Source organism: Glutamicibacter sp. PAEs-4, assembly GCF_051161755.1.
Taxonomy (GTDB): domain Bacteria; phylum Actinomycetota; class Actinomycetes; order Actinomycetales; family Micrococcaceae; genus Glutamicibacter; species Glutamicibacter nicotianae.
In genome coordinates, this window is record NZ_CP195017.1 from 35,278 (window position 1) to 53,678 (window position 18,401).

Annotated in this window: 16 protein-coding genes and 1 riboswitch; of the genes, 8 read left to right on the forward strand and 8 right to left on the reverse strand. The window is 64.9% G+C overall.

Features of this window, described 5'->3' with window-relative positions; all coding sequences use genetic code 11:
* Window positions 1-69 precede the first annotated feature (69 nt).
* The 6 genes from ACR9WD_RS00205 to ACR9WD_RS00230 are packed head-to-tail and all read left to right on the forward strand — an operon-like array spanning window position 70 to window position 4,717.
* Entirely contained in the window at window positions 70-786 is a 717-nt protein-coding gene (locus ACR9WD_RS00205; RefSeq protein WP_073707202.1) for a LysR family transcriptional regulator substrate-binding protein, read from the forward strand.
* A gap of 42 nt (window positions 787-828) precedes the next feature.
* A complete protein-coding gene (locus tag ACR9WD_RS00210; RefSeq protein ID WP_052253933.1) occupies window positions 829-1,617 on the forward strand; it encodes an enoyl-CoA hydratase/isomerase family protein in 789 nt (262 codons plus the stop codon).
* 14 nt (window positions 1,618-1,631) lie between these two features.
* Complete coding sequence (locus ACR9WD_RS00215) at window positions 1,632-2,297, forward strand: alpha/beta hydrolase (protein ID WP_052253932.1); 666 nt, start codon at window positions 1,632-1,634, stop codon at window positions 2,295-2,297.
* 9 nt (window positions 2,298-2,306) lie between these two features.
* Window positions 2,307-3,206 (forward strand): PfkB family carbohydrate kinase, encoded by a 900-nt coding sequence (locus tag ACR9WD_RS00220; protein WP_038992695.1) that lies wholly within the window; start codon window positions 2,307-2,309, stop codon window positions 3,204-3,206.
* Complete coding sequence (locus tag ACR9WD_RS00225) at window positions 3,207-4,001, forward strand: HAD family hydrolase (RefSeq protein WP_121865889.1); 795 nt, start codon at window positions 3,207-3,209, stop codon at window positions 3,999-4,001.
* Complete coding sequence (locus ACR9WD_RS00230; RefSeq protein WP_038992693.1) at window positions 3,998-4,717, forward strand: glycerophosphodiester phosphodiesterase family protein; 720 nt, start codon at window positions 3,998-4,000, stop codon at window positions 4,715-4,717. Before ACR9WD_RS00225 ends, ACR9WD_RS00230 begins: the two co-directional genes overlap by 4 nt.
* 21 nt (window positions 4,718-4,738) lie before the next feature.
* On the opposite strand, the gene ACR9WD_RS00235 is transcribed toward ACR9WD_RS00230, so the two are convergent.
* A complete protein-coding gene (locus tag ACR9WD_RS00235) occupies window positions 4,739-5,716 on the reverse strand; it encodes a hypothetical protein (protein WP_038992692.1) in 978 nt (325 codons plus the stop codon).
* A 92-nt stretch (window positions 5,717-5,808) separates the two neighbouring features.
* Here ACR9WD_RS00235 and ACR9WD_RS00240 point away from each other — a divergent pair, with 92 nt between their 5' ends.
* A complete protein-coding gene (locus tag ACR9WD_RS00240) occupies window positions 5,809-8,991 on the forward strand; it encodes an HAD-IA family hydrolase (RefSeq protein WP_434922463.1) in 3,183 nt (1,060 codons plus the stop codon).
* A gap of 86 nt (window positions 8,992-9,077) precedes the next feature.
* Here the strand turns inward: ACR9WD_RS00240 and ACR9WD_RS00245 are convergent, their stop codons facing one another.
* The 7 genes from ACR9WD_RS00245 to ACR9WD_RS00275 form a co-directional block, all read right to left on the reverse strand.
* Entirely contained in the window at window positions 9,078-10,484 is a 1,407-nt protein-coding gene (locus ACR9WD_RS00245; RefSeq protein ID WP_066142671.1) for a sugar porter family MFS transporter, read from the reverse strand.
* 216 nt (window positions 10,485-10,700) lie between these two features.
* On the reverse strand, window positions 10,701-11,984 hold the full coding sequence (locus ACR9WD_RS00250) for a uracil-xanthine permease family protein (RefSeq protein WP_434922464.1): 1,284 nt from the start codon (window positions 11,982-11,984) through the stop codon (window positions 10,701-10,703).
* A gap of 26 nt (window positions 11,985-12,010) precedes the next feature.
* The gene (thiD, locus tag ACR9WD_RS00255) at window positions 12,011-13,435 is read right to left on the reverse strand and encodes a bifunctional hydroxymethylpyrimidine kinase/phosphomethylpyrimidine kinase (protein ID WP_121865893.1); all 1,425 of its coding nucleotides are present in this window, start codon (window positions 13,433-13,435) and stop codon (window positions 12,011-12,013) included.
* Complete coding sequence (gene thiE / locus ACR9WD_RS00260) at window positions 13,432-14,073, reverse strand: thiamine phosphate synthase (protein WP_038992688.1); 642 nt, start codon at window positions 14,071-14,073, stop codon at window positions 13,432-13,434. The genes thiD and thiE overlap by 4 nt, the downstream gene beginning before the upstream one ends.
* Window positions 14,066-14,860 (reverse strand): hydroxyethylthiazole kinase, encoded by a 795-nt coding sequence (gene thiM, locus ACR9WD_RS00265; protein ID WP_434922465.1) that lies wholly within the window; start codon window positions 14,858-14,860, stop codon window positions 14,066-14,068. The genes thiE and thiM overlap by 8 nt, the downstream gene beginning before the upstream one ends.
* A riboswitch (TPP riboswitch) is annotated at window positions 14,850-14,944 on the reverse strand. It overlaps the preceding gene by 11 nt.
* Window positions 14,945-14,978: 34 nt before the next feature.
* On the reverse strand, window positions 14,979-15,347 hold the full coding sequence (locus tag ACR9WD_RS00270; RefSeq protein WP_038992686.1) for a GntR family transcriptional regulator: 369 nt from the start codon (window positions 15,345-15,347) through the stop codon (window positions 14,979-14,981).
* On the reverse strand, window positions 15,344-16,873 hold the full coding sequence (locus tag ACR9WD_RS00275; protein WP_143181093.1) for a hypothetical protein: 1,530 nt from the start codon (window positions 16,871-16,873) through the stop codon (window positions 15,344-15,346). Before ACR9WD_RS00275 ends, ACR9WD_RS00270 begins: the two co-directional genes overlap by 4 nt.
* A gap of 89 nt (window positions 16,874-16,962) precedes the next feature.
* Between ACR9WD_RS00275 and ACR9WD_RS00280 the strand changes: the two genes are divergently transcribed.
* Complete coding sequence (locus tag ACR9WD_RS00280) at window positions 16,963-18,396, forward strand: aldehyde dehydrogenase family protein (RefSeq protein WP_434922466.1); 1,434 nt, start codon at window positions 16,963-16,965, stop codon at window positions 18,394-18,396.
* Window positions 18,397-18,401 lie beyond the last annotated feature (5 nt).

The following is an 18,401-nucleotide window of genomic DNA, read 5'->3' on the forward strand; positions in this document are numbered from 1 at the left end:
GCGCAGGCGGGCACCGGTGCACCGGTGCCCGCCTGCACCATTTAACCCGGCAGCGCGTAGGCTTAACCCGTGCAGAAACTTCGAATCGCCTACGTCACCGGCGTCACCCCCGGCAAATGGATGGACCGCTTCCAGGAGCGCTATCCGGCCATCGAGCTGAAAGCCTGGCGCCTGGATGAGGGGGAAATCCTGGACCTGCTGGCCGCCGGCGAGGCCGACGCGGTGTTCGTGCGCTACCGCGGGGATTCGCCCAAGGACGCGACGCGCCACGTCATCCCGCTCTATGAGGAGCTCGAAGTGGTCTGCGCGGGCAAGGACCACGATGTGGAGTACTACGAGGAATCAGTGCCGCTGGACATCGTCGAGTCGTTTCCGCAACTGGACCTGGCCGATTACCCTCAATCCGTGGGCGGCATTCCGGTAGCGATGGAGGTCGTCGCCTCTGGAGCCCAGGTGCTGCGCACCACGCAGTCAATCGCCCGGCTCTTCGCCCGCAAGGACGTGGTGGTGCGCCTCATCGAAGACGGCTCGCCAACCCAGGTCGGCATCGCCTGGCCGACCGCCACCGAGGACACTGCAGTGCTCGAGGAATTCATCGGCATCGTGCGCGGACGCACCGCCAGCTCCTCGCGGCAGAATTCGGTGCGCAACCAGGAGCAGAAGGCCAAGCGCATCAACGAGCAGAAGAAAGCCAAGGAAAAGGCCAAAGCCAAGGCAAAACAGCAGGCCAAGAGCCCATCCAAGAAGCCGCAAGGGGCCAAGGCCAAGCCACGCAAGCGCCACTGACAATCCATCACGTGACGCAGGTTACGTGAGAGAGTTAGGGGTATGAAGCAATTCGATACCCTCACCCTGAGCACCCAAGGCTCGGCCCTCATCCTGACCGTAGACCAGCCAAAGTCGCTGAACGCACTGGCAAAAGAGGTTGTCAACGACCTTGAATCCTTCCTGGACTGGTTCGAGACCACCGGATACGAATACCGCGGACTGATCATCACCGGCGCCGGGGAGAAGTCCTTTGTCGCCGGGGCGAATATCGTCCAGATGAACTCCATGGACGAGGCCACGTTCACCGCTTACGCCAAGCAGATGCACGCCGTGACCGAGCGCCTGGAGTCGCTGCACGTCCCGGTCATTGCCGCAGTCAATGGCTTCGCCCTGGGCGGTGGCTGCGAGCTGGCGCTGGCCTGCGATTTCATCTACGCCTCCGAGCGGGCCAGCTTCGGCCAGCCGGAAGTCAACCTGGGCCTGGTGCCCGGCTTTGGCGGCATGGTGCGCCTGCCGCGCCGCGTGGGCAACGCGATGGCCCGCGAGCTGATCTTCACCGGGCGGCGCATCAAGGCCGAGGAAGCATTGCGCATCGGCCTGGCCAACCGGGTGGTCCCCGCTGAGCAGCTGCTCGACGTCGCCGTGGCGGCCATCGAAGAAGCCGCGGCGGTCTCTCCCACCGCTATCTCCATTGCCAAGCGCGCCATGGTTTCGATGGACGGGCTGGACACGCATCAGGGGCTGGGTCGCGAAGTCGACGCGTTCCTCCAGGCTTACCACACCGCCGACTCGGTGGAAGGCCGGTCCGCCTTCGTCGAGAAGCGCTCGCCGGTCTTCCCGGGCAACTAGCCGGGCGGCCAGCCATGCACTACGGGGCGCACCGGGACCAGTACGTCCAGTTCTACGAGCCCGAACGCATCACCGCCCGCGGAGCGGTGATGATCATCCACGGCGGATACTGGCGTGAGAAGTACACGGCCAGCCTCGGCGTGCCCTTGGCGCAGGATCTCGCTGCCCGCGGGATTCCCGCCTACAACCTCGAATACCGGCGCGGGCCGGGCAGTGCGGCGAAAATGCTGGCCGATGCCCGGCTCGCCCTGGGCCTGGTCAAGGAAGAAGGGCCGATCACGCTCATCGGCCATTCGGCCGGGGCCCAGCTGGCCTGCGTGCTGGCAGCCCATGACCAGCGGGTCTCCCAGGTGATCAGCCAAGCCGGGGTGCTGGACCTGGAAACCGCCCAGCGGCTGAAGCTCAGCGACAGCGCGGTGGAGGAGATGCTCGGCGGTGCGCCACTGGGCGCCTGCAATCCGGTGGAATTATGGCCAATGCCTGCCCGTGTCGTAATCTTTCATGGACGGGACGATGGCGATGTTCCGCCAAGAATTGCCCGCATCGCGGCCCAGAAAGCGGCCGCGCTCGGACAGGAGCACAGCTTCTCGCTGTTCGACGGCGACCACTACACCTGGATCGATCCGCACAGCAGCCAATGGGCTGCCTGCGTGCGGGCCCTGTCCCCACTGCACTACTGAAGGAGCAGCATGAACCCGACGGTGATCGGCGAGGCCCTCGTTGACGTCCTGGCCTCCGGCATTGCCCCAGCCCAGGAGTTCGTCGGGGGCAGCCCGCTGAACGTCGCGGTGGCGCTCTCCCGGCTGGGCTACCCGGGGACCCTGATCTCCCGCTGGGGCGCCGATGACAAGGGCCGGAAGATCGAGCAGTACCTGCAGGAGAACAACGTGGCCTACCTGGGCGGGGCCGACGACCAGGCCACCGTCATCGCCCACGGCATCCTCGACCCGGCCGGCGGCGCGGCCTTCGCGTTCAATGCCTACTGGCAGATGCCGACCATCGGTCCGGAGCTGGCCCAGGACGCCGAGCTGGTGCACACCGGCTCCATCGCCACCCTGTTCAGCCCCGAAGAGCTGCTCCCGCTGCTCTCGGCGGCGCGCACCCACGCCACCATCAGCTACGACCCGAACCTGCGCCCGTCGCTGGTGACCAACCATGCGCAGACCGTCGCCGAGGTCGAGCGCTTCGTCGGCCAGGCCGACGTGGTGCGGGTTTCCGGCATCGATTTGAAGTGGCTGTACCCGATGCGCTCGGTCCAGGACTCGGCTCGGGCCTGGCTGGACATGGGTCCGGCGATCGTGGTTTCCACCGCAGGCTCGCGCGGCTCCTGGGGAGTGGTCCGCGCCGGCGACGCCGAATTCACTGCTCCCTCGGTCGAGGTGACCGATACTGTGGGGGCCGGCGACACGTTCACCGCGGCGCTGCTGTGCTGGCTGGCCGAGCACGGACTGATTGGCGCGGCCAACCGGGAGAAGCTGAACCAGCTGCAGATTGGCGAGTTGTCCCAGGCCCTGGAATTCGCGGCCATGGCCGCCGCGGTGACCGTGCAGCGTGCCGGAGCGAATCCGCCGCGCCGCCAGGAGCTGTAGATGATCAAGCTGATCGCGTCGGACCTCGACGGCACCATCGTCGCCAAGGACGGCACCATTTCCGAGCGGACCAAGCGCGCTTTCATCGAGGCCCGCGAGTCCGGCATCCAGATTGTCTTCGTCACCGGACGCCCCTTCCGCTGGCTCACCCCGATCATCGAGGCCTTCGGCGGGATGGGCAAGGTCATCTGCTCCAATGGCGCGGTGCTCTACGACCTGGAGCAGGATGAGGTGATCTGGTCGCGCACGCTCAGCGCGGCCACCGCGCGCAAGGCGAGCGAAATCATCCTGGAGCTGGAACCGAAGGCGGCCTTCGCCGCGGAGACCACCAAGGGGCTGCACCTGGGCGATGGATTCGCCGACCGCCACCACAACTTCGGCGTGCAGGCGGTGCTGGATCTGACCAGCGACTCCATTGATTCCGAGGGCATCGTGAAGTTCCTTGCCCGCTCCCCGCACCTGCCGATCGACAAGTTCTATGCCTCGGCCGGGCCGCAGCTGGCCCAACTGGTTTCGGTGACCCATTCGGCCTTCGACGTGTCCCTGCTGGAAATGGCACATGTGGATATCCACAAGGCCACCACGCTGCATGAGTACTGCCAGCGCCTGGGCATTGCCGCCGACGAGGTGATGGCCTTCGGCGACATGCCCAATGACATCGAAATGCTCGAATACGCGGGCCACGGCTACGCGATGTCCTCCGGGCACCCCACCACGCTGGCCTCCGCCCGATTCCGCGCGCCCTCGCTGGCCGAGGACGGGGTAGCCCAAGTCATCGAGGACCTGCTGAAATGACCTACGCCTTTTCGCACCGAGGGGTGCGCACAGGGAACGAGGAGAATACGCTGCTCGCCTTCCAGCGCGCCGCGGAACTGGGCATCACCCACTTCGAATCGGACGTGCACGCCTCGGCGGATGGCACCGTCTACCTCTTCCACGACCACACCTTGGATCGGGTCACCGACGCCAGCGGGAATTTCAACGGCTTCACCGACGCACAGCTGGCAGAGGTCCGCGCCGGCGGGCAGCCGCTGTGCACGCTTGACGAGCTGCTTGATGCCTTTGGGCACGCCACGCTGAACCTGGACGTCAAGGACGAGCACGTGATCGGGCCGCTGGCCGAGCTCATCGAGCGACGGAAAGCCCACGGGCAGATTGCCCTGGCATCGTTCTCCACGGCGCGCAGCGCCGCGGTGGGCCACCTGCTCTCCGCGCCGATCCGGCGCTCGCCGGGGCAACGCGAAATGGTTGCCATCTGGCTGTGCGCCCACCTGCTGGGCTGGGTTCCGAAGCGCCTGCTGGCGGGCTACTGGGCAGTCCAGGTGCCGCTGAAGCAGGGCATCTTGCCGGTGGCGACGCGCCGCTTCATCAAGGCGGTCCACCGCGCCGGCGCGCAGGTGCACGTCTGGGTCATCGATGACGAGCCGACCATGCGGCTGCTGATGGACCGCAAGGCCGACGCCATCATGAGCGATGACGCGGCCTTGCTGGTACGGGTTCTCGGCTCCTGAACCGAGCCTGGGAAATATGCCCTAGGAGATATCCAGGGTACCCAGCACGGCCGGGGCATGCTCCTGCAGGTGATCGTCGCTGGCATCCAAGAGCAGGCGCAGCCAGGTCTCGTGCTGCGAGAGCGGCGCAACCAGGCAGGCCGGATTGATCAGGTCGTAGAGCTCATCGGGCGAGCCGTAGTCGGAGAACTGGTCCAGGTACGCGAAGAGCACCTTCATCACGCGCTCGTCGCCGGTTTCGCAATCCCACGCCTCGCACATGGCGGCCAGCGGAGTGTTCAGCGAGGAGAAGGGGTGCGCCCAATGCGCGGAGCCCAGATTCAGGATGCGGCCGTGCTCTCCGGTTTCGCTTGGCACCACGACCTGCGACAAGTCGAAGTTGCCGTGCTCGATGCTCAGCGGCACCGCACCGGCATGCAGGGCGTCGGTGGCCTTCTTCAGCGCACCCAGATGCGAGACCAGGTTATCCGCGCTGGAACCATCCAGGTACAGCGGGTGGGAGGGGTCCAATGACACGTGCATCATCAGCGCCTGCTCGTACTGCTCGGGCAGGAACTGCGGGTCAACCACGGTGACCCCGGAATCGAAGAATTCGTCCTCGTGGCCCATCAGCGCGACCTGGAAGGAGCCGAGCGAGGCCATGGCCAGCTCCCAGTTCTCCACCGAATCGCCCAGGTCCGCCAGGGTGTGCCCGTAGTCCGGGCTGAGCATGTACCCGGCGATCCGGTCGATGGCCAACGGCATCACCACGCGGTCGGGCAGCAGCTGGCCGGCAACGACCGTGGTGGCCGGCTCGGAGGCCAGCCCCGGAGCGTTGGCGCTGAAGATCAGGTCGGCGGCATCGGTCTGCACCGTTGCCTGGATCTGGTGCAGATCGGCAGGCCAGAAGTCAGGTCCTGCGGTGCGCGCGATGCCGTAGGCCTCGCACGCAGCGTCGATCCATTCGGCGGTAGCCTCACGCCAGTCATCGCTATTCCATGCATCTATCCACTGAGCCACATTCTTATCGTAGTATGTCGAAGCAAGCGCGTTGAGTTGCTACGGTAAGGACTACGGCCAGTAATACGCTCCTCTTTCGAAGGATTTCGATTGTGAACGCTTTTCGTCCTCAGTACCGACATCGTGATTACAAGGCCGTCCTCTTCGATCTGGATGGCGTGATCACCCCGACCGCGCTGCTGCATCGCAAGGCGTGGGAAGAACTTTTCACCGGCTTTTTCGACAAGCACCCGGGCGTGGCACCGTACACGACCGCGGACTACTTCAACCTGCTTGACGGCCGTCCGCGCTATGACGCGGTGGCCGCCATCCTCGAATCCCGCGGCATCCAGTTGCCGCGCGGCGAGGAAAGCGATCAGCCCGGCGAGGACAGCATCTGCGCCCTGGGGAACATGAAGAATGAGAAGTTCACGCAGGTGCTGCAACGCGACGGGATCGACCCCTACGCCGGTTCCGTGGCCTTCCTGCAGCAGGTGCTGGAGGCCGGGCTGGACGTCGCGGTGGTGTCTTCCTCGCGCAATGCGCGGATGGTTCTGGCTGCCGCCGGATTGGCTGGCCATTTCCCGCTGGTGATGGGCGGGCAGGAAGCCGCTGCACGCCAGCTTGCAGGCAAGCCGGCCCCGGACACGTTCCTGGCCGCCGCCGCGGATCTGGGCTGGCGTCCGGAGGAATGCGCAGTCATCGAGGACGCCACCAGCGGGGTGAGCGCGGCGCGTGCCGGAGGCTTCGGCGTCATCGGCGTGGCCCGTGAAGACAACGAGGCGGCCCTGCTGGACGCCGGCGCCCATTTCGTGGTCCATGACCTGTCCGAGCTGGTCTCCGAGCATGACGCCAAGGCCTGGGAAGAAGACTCCTGGTCGCTGTGGCGCGGGAACCAGCGCGAAAGCGGCGGCGCCGAGGACACGGTGTTCTCCCTGGGCAACGGCTTCCTTGGCGCGCGGGCGGCGCAACTGGGCTTGGGGGACCAGGCCGGCGGCACCTTCATCAACGGGCTGCATGAGACCTGGGAAATACGCCATGCCGAGAGCGCCTTCGGGCTGGCCGAAACCGGCCAGACCATGATCAGCGCCCCAGATTTCCGCACCATGCGCGTCTTCATCAATGACGAGGCCCTGGAAGTCGGCCGCACCGAGATGGTTCGTGACGAACTGCGCCTGGATTTCCTTGACGGGACGCTGACCGCGCACACCCTGTGGCGAACTGCAGAAGGCCACCGCGTTGCCGTCACCGCGCGCTCGATGATCTCCTTCACCGATCGCCATCTGGCGCTGCAGGACGTGCATGTGCGCCTGCTTGATGCCCCGGCCCAGGTGCTGATCCAGTCCTCGGTGATCGGGTATCCTTCCAGCCGCCAGGTGGCGTCCCCGCAGGAAGCCGATGCCTTGGGCCCCGTTGACCCGCGCAAAAGCGAGACGGTCCGTGCCAATCCGCTGCACCCTGCCGGCATCCACAGCGATGGGCCGCGGCTGGGCATCTCCTACGAGGTCCTCGGATCGGGGATGTCGGTAGCCGCAATGGTCCAGCACGAGGTGTCAGCCACCGGCGGGACGCAGGCAGAACTGTCCGTGGACCGCAAGGTACGCGATGACCGCGCGGATGAAGTGATCAGCGCCAGGCTGGACGCCGGGCAAGGTGTGCGCGTTTCCAAGTTCGCGGTCTACCACTCCTCGCGGCGCCATCCGGCCCAGGAGATGCTCTTGCGTTCGGAGCGGGCCTTGGAGCATCTGGTACCGTTGGGGATCGATGAGCACTTCCGCGCCCAGCGCCGCTTCATGGCTGATTACTGGGAACGCAGCGATGTGCAGGTGGATACCGATGAGCCCGAGCTGCAGCGCAAGATCCGCTGGAACCTGTTCCAGCTCGCCCAGGCCGCCGGCCGGGCCGACGGACTGGGCATCAGCGCCAAGGGCGTGAGCGGCAACGGCTATTCCGGGCATTACTTCTGGGATACCGAGATCTATGTGATGCCGTTCTTGACCTACACGAACCAGCAATGGGCGCGCAATACGCTGCGCGCCAGGGTCTCGATGATTCCGGCAGCGACCCGGCGGGCGCGGACCATGAACGAGGAAGGCCTGCTCTTCCCCTGGCGCACGATCAACGGCGAGGAAGCCAGCGCCTATTATCCGGCGGGTACGGCGCAGTACCATATCAACGCCGACGTGGTGTATTCGCTCAACCGGTACCTCGGGGTCATGGAGGACGACGAATTCCTGCTGGCCGGCGGGGCCGAGATCCTCGTGGGCACTGCGCGCATGTGGGCTTCGCTGGGGTTCTGGCGCGGCGAGCAGGGCAACGAGCGCTTCCACATCCATGGGGTCACGGGGCCCGATGAGTACACGGCGGTGGTCAACGACAACCTCTACACCAATGTCATGGCGCGCTTCAATCTGCGCCGCAGCGCCCAGCTGCTCTCCGAAATGGCCCAGGAGCATCCGCGCGAGTACGCGGAACTGGCCAGCCGGCACGCGCTGGAAGACGAGGAGCTCGCGCTGTGGCTCAAGGCTGCCGACTGCATGCACATCCCGTATTCGGAAGCTGTCGGAATCCACCCGCAGGACGAGCACTTCCTGAACCGCGAAGTCTGGGACCTGGCTAATACCGGTGCGGATAAGCGGCCGTTGCTGCTGCACTACCACCCGTTGGTGATCTACCGCTTCCAGGTGATCAAGCAGGCCGACGCGGTGCTGGCGCTCTGGCTGCGGTCCAGCGATTTCACTGACGAGCAGAAGCTCGCCGACTTCAACTACTACGATCCGCTGACCACGGGAGACTCGACGCTCTCTGCCACGGTGCAGTCGATCCTCGCCGCGGAGGTGGGGTACCGGGATCTCGCCTGGGAGTACTTCGAGCATGCGCTGAACGTGGATCTCCAGAACCTGCACGGCAACACCGCTAACGGCGTGCACGTGGCGTCGACCGGCGGGGTCTGGTCGGCGCTGGTCTACGGCTTTGCCGGGCTGCGCGACGATGACGACCGGCTGCGCTTCGATCCGCGGCTCCCGGAGAGATTCCGGGCCCTGCGTTTCAACCTGGGGTGGCGGGGCATGCGGATTTCCGTGTGCTTGCGCCCCGAAGCCATCGAGTTCACCCTGCATGGGGAATTCTCGCGTCCGATCTGGGTGCGCGGCCAGCAGGTCGACCTGCAGCCGGGGCAAGCTATCAGCGTTGCGCTCGCCGGACAGGGCCCGCTGCTGGAAGGCAGGCCAAGCCTGGAACATGTCCTCTCGCTGCAACGGGAGGCCGGCGCGGAGGTGCCCAACAAGGCCTGGTAGGCGGCGCGGAATGCAAAGGAGGCAAGAACCCGGTTTGGGTTCTCGCCTCCTGCTGCGCGGCGCGCACGGTTCACCGCCAGGGATGCCTAGAGGGTCATCTCCTCCAGCTGGCGCCCCTTGGTTTCCTTGACCAGGAAGATCACGAAGATCAGCGACAGCAGCGCGAAGCCCGCGTAGATTCCGTAGGCCAGTGCCAGGCCAGCCTCGGCCAGCGCGGGGAAGGTGGTTGAGACCGCGAAGTTGGCGATCCACTGCGCCGCGGCTGCCACGCCCAGGGCCATGGCGCGGATCGAGTTCGGGAAGATCTCGCCGAGCAAGACCCATACGGCCGGACCCCAGGTGGCGCCGAAGCCGACGACGAACAGGTTCGCCGAGACCAGGGCGATAATGCCCCAGCTGCCCGGCAGCGACACGGCGCCGTCGATGGTGACCGACTGGGCGAAGGCCACCGCCATCATGCCCAGTGACAAGGTCATGATGGCCGAGCCGATGGCGAGCAGCAGCTTGCGTCCCAGCACGTCGATCAGCAGCACCGCCACGATTGTTGCCACCACGTTGGTCACCGAGGTGATCAGCGAAATCGTGAAGGAGTCCGATTCGGCAAAGCCGACGGACTTCCACAGCGTGGTGGAGTAGTAGAAGATCACGTTGATGCCGACGAACTGCTGGAAGACCGAGAGCAGGATGCCGACCCACACCAGCGGGTGGAAGCCGAAGCGTCCCAGCAGGTCCTTGAAAGCCTGGCGCCGCTCGATGTGCACGGTGGCGCGGATCTCCTCGATCTTCTTCTCGGTATCGGCTCCGGCCTTCATGCCCATATCGCGGGTCAGCACGGCAGCGGCCTCGACATAGCGGCCGCGCTCGACCAGATAGCGCGGGGATTCCGGAAGCCGCAGCGAGAGCAGGCCGTAGAGCGCCGCTGGAACCAGCAGCGACAGGTACATCCAGCGCCAGGCGGCCAAGCCGAATAGGCCGATGGCATCTGCCGAGCCCATCACGAAGACCAGCAGCGCGCTGACCAGGAAGGCCACGAAGATGCCCAGCACGATGGCCATCTGCTGCATGGTGCCAAGGCGTCCGCGGTGCGCGGCGGGGGAGACCTCGGCGATGTAGGCAGGGGCGATCACCGAGGCGAAGCCCACGCCGATGCCGCCGACGATGCGCCAGATGATCAGGTCGGCCACGCCGAAGCACAGGCCGCAGCCGAGGGCCGATGCGGCCAGCAGGATGGAGGCGATGAGCATGGTGCGCACGCGTCCCACGCGTTCGGAGACCAGGCCGGCCACCCATGCTCCCAGTGCCGCGCCGAGCAGGGCGCAGGAAACGGTGAAGCCGATGGTTACCGCGTTGAGCCCGAATTCGTGCTCGACGGCGTCCACGGTGCCGTTGACGATCGATGAGTCATATCCGAAAACGAACCCGCCCAAGGCCGCCCCGAGGGCGATGAAGATGAGTCGCGCGGAGAGTTTTCCGTCTGGTGTTGTCGCAGTCACAATGTGCCATGCTATCGGATTCGAGCGCCGCAGAATCCAGATTTTCCGAATTTTCTTGGGAGATCAATCACAATTTGGAAGGATTCCTTACTTTAAAGTCCGGCGCGGGCAAAAAGGCAATACTGCTTCACGCCTGACCAGCAGGGGAATTCCTGCCCTAAAAAGCAGGCCGGCAGTGCGCTAACCCGCACTGCCGGCCTGCCGAAATATTTCTTGCTAGATTTCCGCGCTCTTCTGCGCGTCGGCCAAGTCGTTGCCGCGCAGCTTGGCCACGGCACTCATCAGGTGGAAGACCACCAGCGTGGCGATCGAGCCCAGGGCGATGCCGCCGAGCTGGAACTGGCCGAAAGCGATTTCGCTGGTCACCGCGATCGCGATGATCAGGCCGTTGCCGGCGGTCATCAGGTTGATCGGATTGCCGAAGTCCACCTTGGCCTCGATCCACAGGCGCGCGCCGACGATGCCGATCATGCCGTAGAGCACGATGCCCAGGCCGCCGATCACGCCTACCGGAATGGTGCCGATCAAGGCGCCAATCTTCGGCAGGAAGGCCAGGGACATGGCCACGATCGCGGCGATCCAGTAGGCAGCGGTGGAGTACACGCGCGAGGCGGCCATGACGCCGATGTTCTCGGCGTAGGTGGTGGTCGCCGAGCCGCCGCCGAAGCCGGCGAGCACGCTGGCGGCGCCATCAGCCATCAGCGCCCGTCCGTTGAACGCCGACAGGTCGCGGCCGGTCATCACGCCCACGGTGCGCACATGGCCGATATTCTCGGCGATCAGCACGAAGACCGCAGGCAGGAACATCAGCGCGGTATCGAAATGGAAGGTCGGGGTGTGGAACTCGGGCAGGCCGAACCATGCGGCGTCGCCCACCTTGGAGAAGTCCACCTGGCCCTGGGCCAGCGCCACCAGGTAGCCGCAGACCAAGCCGACAAGGATCGAGAGCCGGCCCAGCAGGCCCTTGAAGGCCACCGTAGCCACCACGGTGAAGAGCACCGTGAGGAAGGTGGTCAGCGGGAAGTCCTTCATCGGGGCCAGGGTGGCGCTGGCCAGGTTCAGGCCGATCAGCGCAACAATGGTGCCCATGACCACCGGCGGCATCAGCGCGTGGATCCAGCCGGTGCCGGTCTTCTGCACGATCAGACCGACGATGAACAGCAGCACGCCGGTCATCACGATGCCGCCCAGGGCGCCGGACATGCTGTGCGACCCGGTGGTCGCGACCACCGGGGCGATCAGGGCAAAGGAGGAACCCAGGTAGCTGGGCACCTTGTTCCTGGTCATCAGCAGGAAGATGATGGTGGCCAAGCCGGTGAACAGCAAGGTGGTGGTCACCGGGAATCCGGTCAGCGTCGGAACCAGGATGGTGGCGCCGAACATCGCCAGGATGTGCTGGGCGCCGATGGAAACGGTCTGCGGCCAATGCAGCCGCTCATCCGGGGCAACTACCTCGCCTTCGGTGATGGTCTTGCCGTTGCCGTGGATGCTCCAACTCATGATTCCTCTTCCCGGCCCTGCGGGTTTCAGGCCGTAGAGAATTCTACTCGGTTCTCGTGGGCCTGCGCGAAGAACGCCAGCTCGTGCTCGCTGGAACGCAGGAACGCCTGGCGCATTCTCTCGCGCAGCGCCGGGTCGGCCAGCGTCCACGCGGTGCGCACCATCTCGATCGCCTGGGCGGTGGCCTCGTCGAATTCCGGGGAGGAATAGGTCTCCAGCCAGTCGCCGTAGGGGTGCCCGGCATGGTTGGCCGCCGCCAGCCGCTTGCCGATGTCCTGGTAGAGCCAGTAGCACGGCAGGATTGCGGCGATCAGCTCCGCATAGCTCCCGGTGCAGGAGGACAGGTGGTTCACGTAGTTCAGCGTGGTCGCCGAAGGGTTCGCCAGCCCTTCCACCAGGTGGCTGCGGTGCAGCTGCAGCTCGCCCTCGAGGATCTGGCCGGCGCCCTTGGCCCAGAAGCGCTGCGCATCCAGGTCCGGGGCCAGCGCGCTGGCCTGCGCCAGCACCTGGGCGTAGCGCTGCAGGTACAGGGCGTCCTGGGCCAGGTAGTACTCGAACTTCTCGCGTTCCAGGCTGCCGTCGGCCAGCTGCATGATGAACGCCAGCTCGTCGATGCCCGCACGCAGGTCCGCGATGTCCTCCCACCAGCCGGCCATCGGATCAGCGCCGGCGAAGAACCCGGCGAAGTGGTTGACCGGGCCGTGCCCGCTGCCCACCTGCAGCTGGTCGGCCGCCGCAATTGCCGCCGACAGATACGCCTTGGACTGCTCCAAAGCGGCGGTCCAGTCTCCGGTGGCCGCGAAGCGGGTGGCCAGGGCGCTGGAGAGGGTGCAGCCGGTGCCGTGGGTGTTCTTGGTGGCATGGCGCGCACCGTGCAGCTCGCAGAGCACCCCGTCCGCTGCTACCAGCGCGTCGGGGCAGTCCGCCCCGGCCAGATGCCCGCCCTTGGCCAGCACCAGGGCCTCGTGATTGGCCGCCAGGCGCTGGGCCTGGCGCAGCACCTCATCCCATGATGCGGCTACCGGCTCGCGCAGCAGGCTGGCCAGTTCCAGCAGGTTCGGGGTGATCACCGTGGCCCGGTCCAGCAGCGAATCGAGCGCCGCTTCGCCATCCAGCAGGCGGTCCCCGCTGGTGGCCACCATGACCGGGTCCAGGACTACCGGAGCATCCACGGTGTCCAGCCAGCCGGTGACTGCGCGGATCACCTCGGCGTTGGCGAGCATCCCGATCTTGATTGCATCGATGCGGATATCCGCGCTGATGGCTTCAAGCTGGGCGAGGACGAAATCGCCGCTGATCGCCTGCACCCCGGACACCCCATGGGTGTTCTGCGCGGTCAAGGCGGTGATCACGCACATTCCGTAGCCGCCGTTGGCGGCAATGGCCTTCAGATCCGCCTGGATTCCGGCGCCACCGGAAGGATCGGATCCTGCAATGGACAAGATGTTCATTTGGCGGCCTCCCATGCCGAAACGAGCTGCGCGCTGGCCTGCTGCGGATCCTCTGCATTGCAGATGGCGCGGACCACTGCCATGCCCGCTCCGCCGCCGGCACGGATGGCTGCCGCGTCCTCGTGGGTAATGGCGCCGATTGCCACGCAGGGCAGCGAGGCCAGCGTCGTGGCACGCGCAAAGCCGTCGAGGCCCAGGGGAGTGGGATGGTCCTTCTTCGTCGGGGTGGCGCGGACGGCCCCCACACCGAGATAGTCGATGACCGCGGCGTCCTTGTTCGCCTGGGACAGTTGCTCATCGCTGGAAGCGCTCAGTCCGATGACGCCTTCGCCGATGATCTGCCGGGCCAACTGCACCGGCACATCCTTCTGCCCGATATGGATGCCGTTCACGGCCGCACCGGCAGCCCGCGCCGCGAGGTAGACGTCGATGCGGTCATTGATCAGCAACTGGGCCTTGCCCTCGGTGAGCTTGGCGGCCGCGCAGGCCAGCTCGAAGAATTCCCGGGCGGTTTCATCCTTGGCGCGCAGCTGGATCCACTGGATTCCTCCGGCGACGGCGCCTTCGATCACTTCCAGGGTGCTGCGCGGGGTGCAACTGGCAGTATTGGCTACCAGGTAGGCTCCGTAATCATGCATGGTTCAGTTCCTCGTGCTTCAAAGTCTTAAGTTCTTCTGGATCGGTTGCGGAGAGCGCATCAATGAATGCGACGGCGAAGCTGCCCGGACCTGTGCTGTTTCCCAGGGCCTTTTCAGCGGCCAGCCCGTAGAAGCCGTGGGCCGCGATGGCGGCCTCGAACGGGTCATCGTGGACCGCAATCATGCCGGCGCAGAACGCGCCCAGCGCGCAGCCGCCGCCGGTGATCCGCGTCAAGCCGATGCCGTTGGTGTGCACCAGGACTGTCCGCGCGGCATCGATGATGGCATCGGACTGGCCGGAAATGGCCACCACGCAGTCATGCTGCTGGGCCAGATCGCGTCCAGCCGCCAAGGCGGCAGAGACGTCATCCAAGGCATCGACACCGCGTGAAGCCGATTGCCGTCCGGCCAGTGCCAGGATTTCCGAGGCGTTGCCGCGAATCAGGGCCGGGCGTTGCCTGGCAATGCGCCGCGCAAAATCCGTGCGCACCGGCAGGGCGCCGACCGCTACCGGATCAAGGATCCACGGGGTGCCTGCTGCGCTCGCCGATTGCACGGCTTCTTCCATGGCGGCCAGCTGCTCGGTGCTCGGAGTTCCCAGATTCACCAAGACGGCGGAAGCCGCCTTTGCGAAGGGGCCGGCCTCTCCGGGCAGATCCGTCATGGCCGGGGACGCGCCGGATGCCAGCAGGACATTGGCGGTGAAATTTGCTACGACGGTGTTGGTCAGGCAGAAAACCAAAGGTGATTGTTGCCGGTATTCTTGGGCAACTGCATGCAAAGCCATGCGACATCCCTCCGCTAGCGTGAACTAGATCAGGTTCAACGGGTCTCATCTCAGTCGGTTGTTCCGACACCCCGTGTCACTGCCATAGAGCGTACGCACAAGCGGTTCCAAGGACAAGTTACTTACGCTCGCGCCGCGCCACCAAGGCCTTGAGCGTGGCCGCATCGACCTGCTGGGCGGCTGCCAGCGCCCAGAGGTGATCCACCGCGGCCAGCAGGTCTTCGCTGGCATCCACCGGCCGAAGCCGTTCGTTGACCACTGTGCCGGCCCGCCGCCGGGAGGTGATCAGACCTTCGGCTTCCAGTTCCTTGTAGGCGCGCGCTACCGTTCCGGCAGCAACGCCGAGGTCGGTGGCCAGTGCGCGCACGGTGGGCAGCTTGCTGCCTGCGGGCAATTCTCCCAGGGTGATCAGCGAGGCGATCTGCAAGCGGATCTGCTCGTAGGGTGCAGTGGCCGCCGCGAGGTCGACACTGATTTGTGTGCTCATGATGCTGCTGTCGGCTGCTGTGCACGCACCATCGCGGTACCAGGACGCTCCAGGAAAATCACCGCTGGGACAACGAAGACCAGAAGTGCAAACAGCCCCAGGCCTGCAGGGAAGCCGTAGCCAATCAGCAGCATGGCAAGCACAGCGCTGGTGGCAACGCGCATCGACCGCAGCTCCAGAACCCGCCGATACCAGATTTCTTCAGCTGGCGAGACGGCCCAGGGAATAGTCGCCCGGCGGCAGGACCAGATGAAGCCCATATGCGCCGCCGCAAGCAGCAGCAACAGCCCGATGACTAGTCCCCGGTTCGGAGGAGCGAACCCCCACAGCGTCTCCAGCGGTGGATCCAATAGCAGGTAAGCGCAGATGGCAACCAGCAAGCCAGCGGCGATGTAGGACCACAAGGGCAGGGGTGCATGATGCTTTGGTGCTGCACTCGCCTGCCGAGCCACCTTGCTGGCGTAGCCCAGATACAGCGTATTGAGCACGATGTAGAGCAATGCCGCACCGGCAAAGAGCACCAGGATCCACGTAGTTCGTTCATTGGTCGGCATCCGGAATTCCTCATCCACGGGCAGGAATGACCAGCCGATGGCAACGGCGAGCAATGCAAGGGTAGCCGTGGTGTATTGCAATGCGAAGAGCTGATCTCGCAAGCGCGAGAAGGCGGTCCGTTCCCTGGTGGTGGAGTGAGCCGAGAATGTGGTGCGCGGACCCCAGAAGAACAGCGTAAGAGCCACCGCAAGGGCGCCATAGTTCAATAACTCGTACGGTCCACCGGTTGAATAGCCCTGCGAGTAATTGGCCACCGATACGCAAAATGCCAGCAGCACGATACCGGTATTGCGCAGCAACCGGTTGAGCCATACCGTGCGCAAGGCCTGGTTGTCTTCGGCGGTGATGCCGGCCAAGGGGCGCCGGTTCAGGATCACTGCTGCAATCACCCCGGCGGCCACGACGATACCTGCCAGAGCCACGATGAAGACCGGGAGCATTTGGTTTCCGGGCAGCAGGCCATCGGTTGGGCCCGCAGAGGTGTAGGAGTAGCTGCCATCAGAATCGAACATAGTGGTTTCCGACTCTGGGATGCCAACGCTCCCTTCGACGCGGGAAGCAGGCCACAGCAACCCCACCGCGGCCAGCAGCAACAGCGCGACGAAAATCCCCAGGGACTTCGGGAACGGCGTCGCCAGGGTGCGCGCCTCCAGTGAGGCGGTGCGCACCGGCTGGAGTTCCTTGGGCCAGGTGAACAAGCCAATGAGGTAAACGAGAAGAATCCAGATTCCCGGCGAGAGAGCTGCAGCGAAAACCGAACTCGAATCGGTCCCGTTCATGGGAATGCGCCACGTCTCAGGCAGATCCCACGAAGTCGAAGCGAAGAATGCGATCAATGCGCACCAGAATGAGTGCGACTGGGCGCGGACGATAGCCGGTGCCTCACGCCGATGCGCCACGGAGCGCAACCACAGGTATATGACTGCGCCAACGAAAGCGATGGATATGGCGCTCGCCGGGATCTGGCTCATGGCCATTAATGTATCAACTATTTGATACATATTGAATCCCTTCGCGAATTAATCAGTGAATATCCGCCTCGTTGCCGTACGCTCAAAACATGGGTCTGTTTACTTCCACGCCGTTGCCCGAACCGGTCGGCGATTCCGCACCTCCGGTGGACGAGCATCCATCGCGCATCGCAACAGTTCTGAGCCATTTGCGGCGTTCTGCTGACACCCGGATCACGCATCCGCGACGCTTCCGCCTGCAACAGCTCAAGGCCCTGGAAAAGATGCTCGACGAGCATCTCGAAGACTTCGTCCAGGCCCTGGCTGAAGACCTGGGCAAGAGCGCCACCGAGGCCAAGTTCTCCGAGATCGACGTGGTGCGCGCAGAAATAGATTTCGCCCAACGCCACCTCGCTGAATGGATGGATTCCACCAGCGTCAAAGTTCCGCTGGCCCTGCAGCCGGCCATGGCCAAGGTTGAGCCGCGTCCGCTGGGCGTCGTGCTGATTATCGGCGCCTGGAACTACCCGGTCCAGCTGGTACTCGCACCGCTGGTCGCGGCCATTGCCGCCGGCAACGCCGCGGTGATCAAGCCATCCGAGCTGGCTCCGGCCACCTCGGGCGTCTTGGCCAAGTTCCTCCCGGTCTACCTGGATGAACGTGTTTATGCGGTCGTTGAGGGAGGAGTGGACACCTCCACCGAGCTGCTTGCCGCCCGCTGGGACCATATCTTCTACACCGGCGGTGAACGCGTGGCCAAGATCGTGGCTGCCGCGGCGGCAAAGCACCTGACGCCAACCACTTTGGAATTGGGCGGAAAATCGCCGGCCGTGGTGGAAAACGATTCGCTGGCTTCGGCAAAGCGCCTCGCCTATGCCAAATTCATGAATTCCGGTCAGACCTGCGTGGCCCCGGATTATGTCTTGAGCATTGGGGACTCCACTGAGCTCATCCAGCGCCTGGGCCAGGCCATCACCAGCTTCTACGGCAAGGAGCCGTTGACCCACCCGGACTACGGCCGCATCGTCAGCCGCAAGCACTTCGACCGGCTGTTGTCGATGTTCGAGCAGGGCGAGGTGGTTTTCGGGGGCGAATATGACGAGGAAACACTGCGCATCGTACCGAGTATCATGCGCAATCCGGATCTTGAAGGAAGCTTGATGACCGAGGAGATATTCGGTCCAATTCTTCCAGTGATCGAGGTGGAAAGCTTCGAGGAGGCCCTCGAATTCATCGCCCGGAGGCCGTCTCCGCTGGCTGCCTACCTGATGAGCGAAAGCCCGCGGCTGCAGTCGATCTTCTCCGACCGGGTGCGCGCCGGCTCAATCGTTCATAATGCCCCGCTGGCCCAGATGGTCGTTCCAACCCTGCCTTTTGGCGGCATCGGACCGAGCGGGATGGGGGCCTACCATGGCAGGCACGGATTCGAGCGGCTTTCGCAGATGCGCTCTGAACTCAACAAAACGACGGTAGTTGACACCCTGAGCGCAATATATCCTCCGTATTCATGGGCTAAGCGAAAGATTATTGATCGCTTACTGTAGCGCGG

Excerpts from the sequence above, each read along its gene's own strand:
- ACR9WD_RS00210 (WP_052253933.1), top strand. The coding sequence starts at position 829 with ATGAAGCAATTCGATACCCTCACCCTGAGCACCCAAGGCTCGGCCCTC.
- ACR9WD_RS00215 (WP_052253932.1), top strand. The coding sequence starts at position 1,632 with ATGCACTACGGGGCGCACCGGGACCAGTACGTCCAGTTCTACGAGCCC.
- ACR9WD_RS00220 (WP_038992695.1), top strand. The coding sequence starts at position 2,307 with ATGAACCCGACGGTGATCGGCGAGGCCCTCGTTGACGTCCTGGCCTCC.
- ACR9WD_RS00225 (WP_121865889.1), top strand. The coding sequence starts at position 3,207 with ATGATCAAGCTGATCGCGTCGGACCTCGACGGCACCATCGTCGCCAAG.
- ACR9WD_RS00230 (WP_038992693.1), top strand. The coding sequence starts at position 3,998 with ATGACCTACGCCTTTTCGCACCGAGGGGTGCGCACAGGGAACGAGGAG.
- ACR9WD_RS00250 (WP_434922464.1), bottom strand. The coding sequence starts at position 11,984 with ATGAGTTGGAGCATCCACGGCAACGGCAAGACCATCACCGAAGGCGAG.
- thiD (WP_121865893.1), bottom strand. The coding sequence starts at position 13,435 with ATGAACATCTTGTCCATTGCAGGATCCGATCCTTCCGGTGGCGCCGGA.
- thiE (WP_038992688.1), bottom strand. The coding sequence starts at position 14,073 with ATGCATGATTACGGAGCCTACCTGGTAGCCAATACTGCCAGTTGCACC.
- thiM (WP_434922465.1), bottom strand. The coding sequence starts at position 14,860 with ATGGCTTTGCATGCAGTTGCCCAAGAATACCGGCAACAATCACCTTTG.
- ACR9WD_RS00270 (WP_038992686.1), bottom strand. The coding sequence starts at position 15,347 with ATGAGCACACAAATCAGTGTCGACCTCGCGGCGGCCACTGCACCCTAC.
- ACR9WD_RS00275 (WP_143181093.1), bottom strand. The coding sequence starts at position 16,873 with ATGAGCCAGATCCCGGCGAGCGCCATATCCATCGCTTTCGTTGGCGCA.
- ACR9WD_RS00280 (WP_434922466.1), top strand. The coding sequence starts at position 16,963 with ATGGGTCTGTTTACTTCCACGCCGTTGCCCGAACCGGTCGGCGATTCC.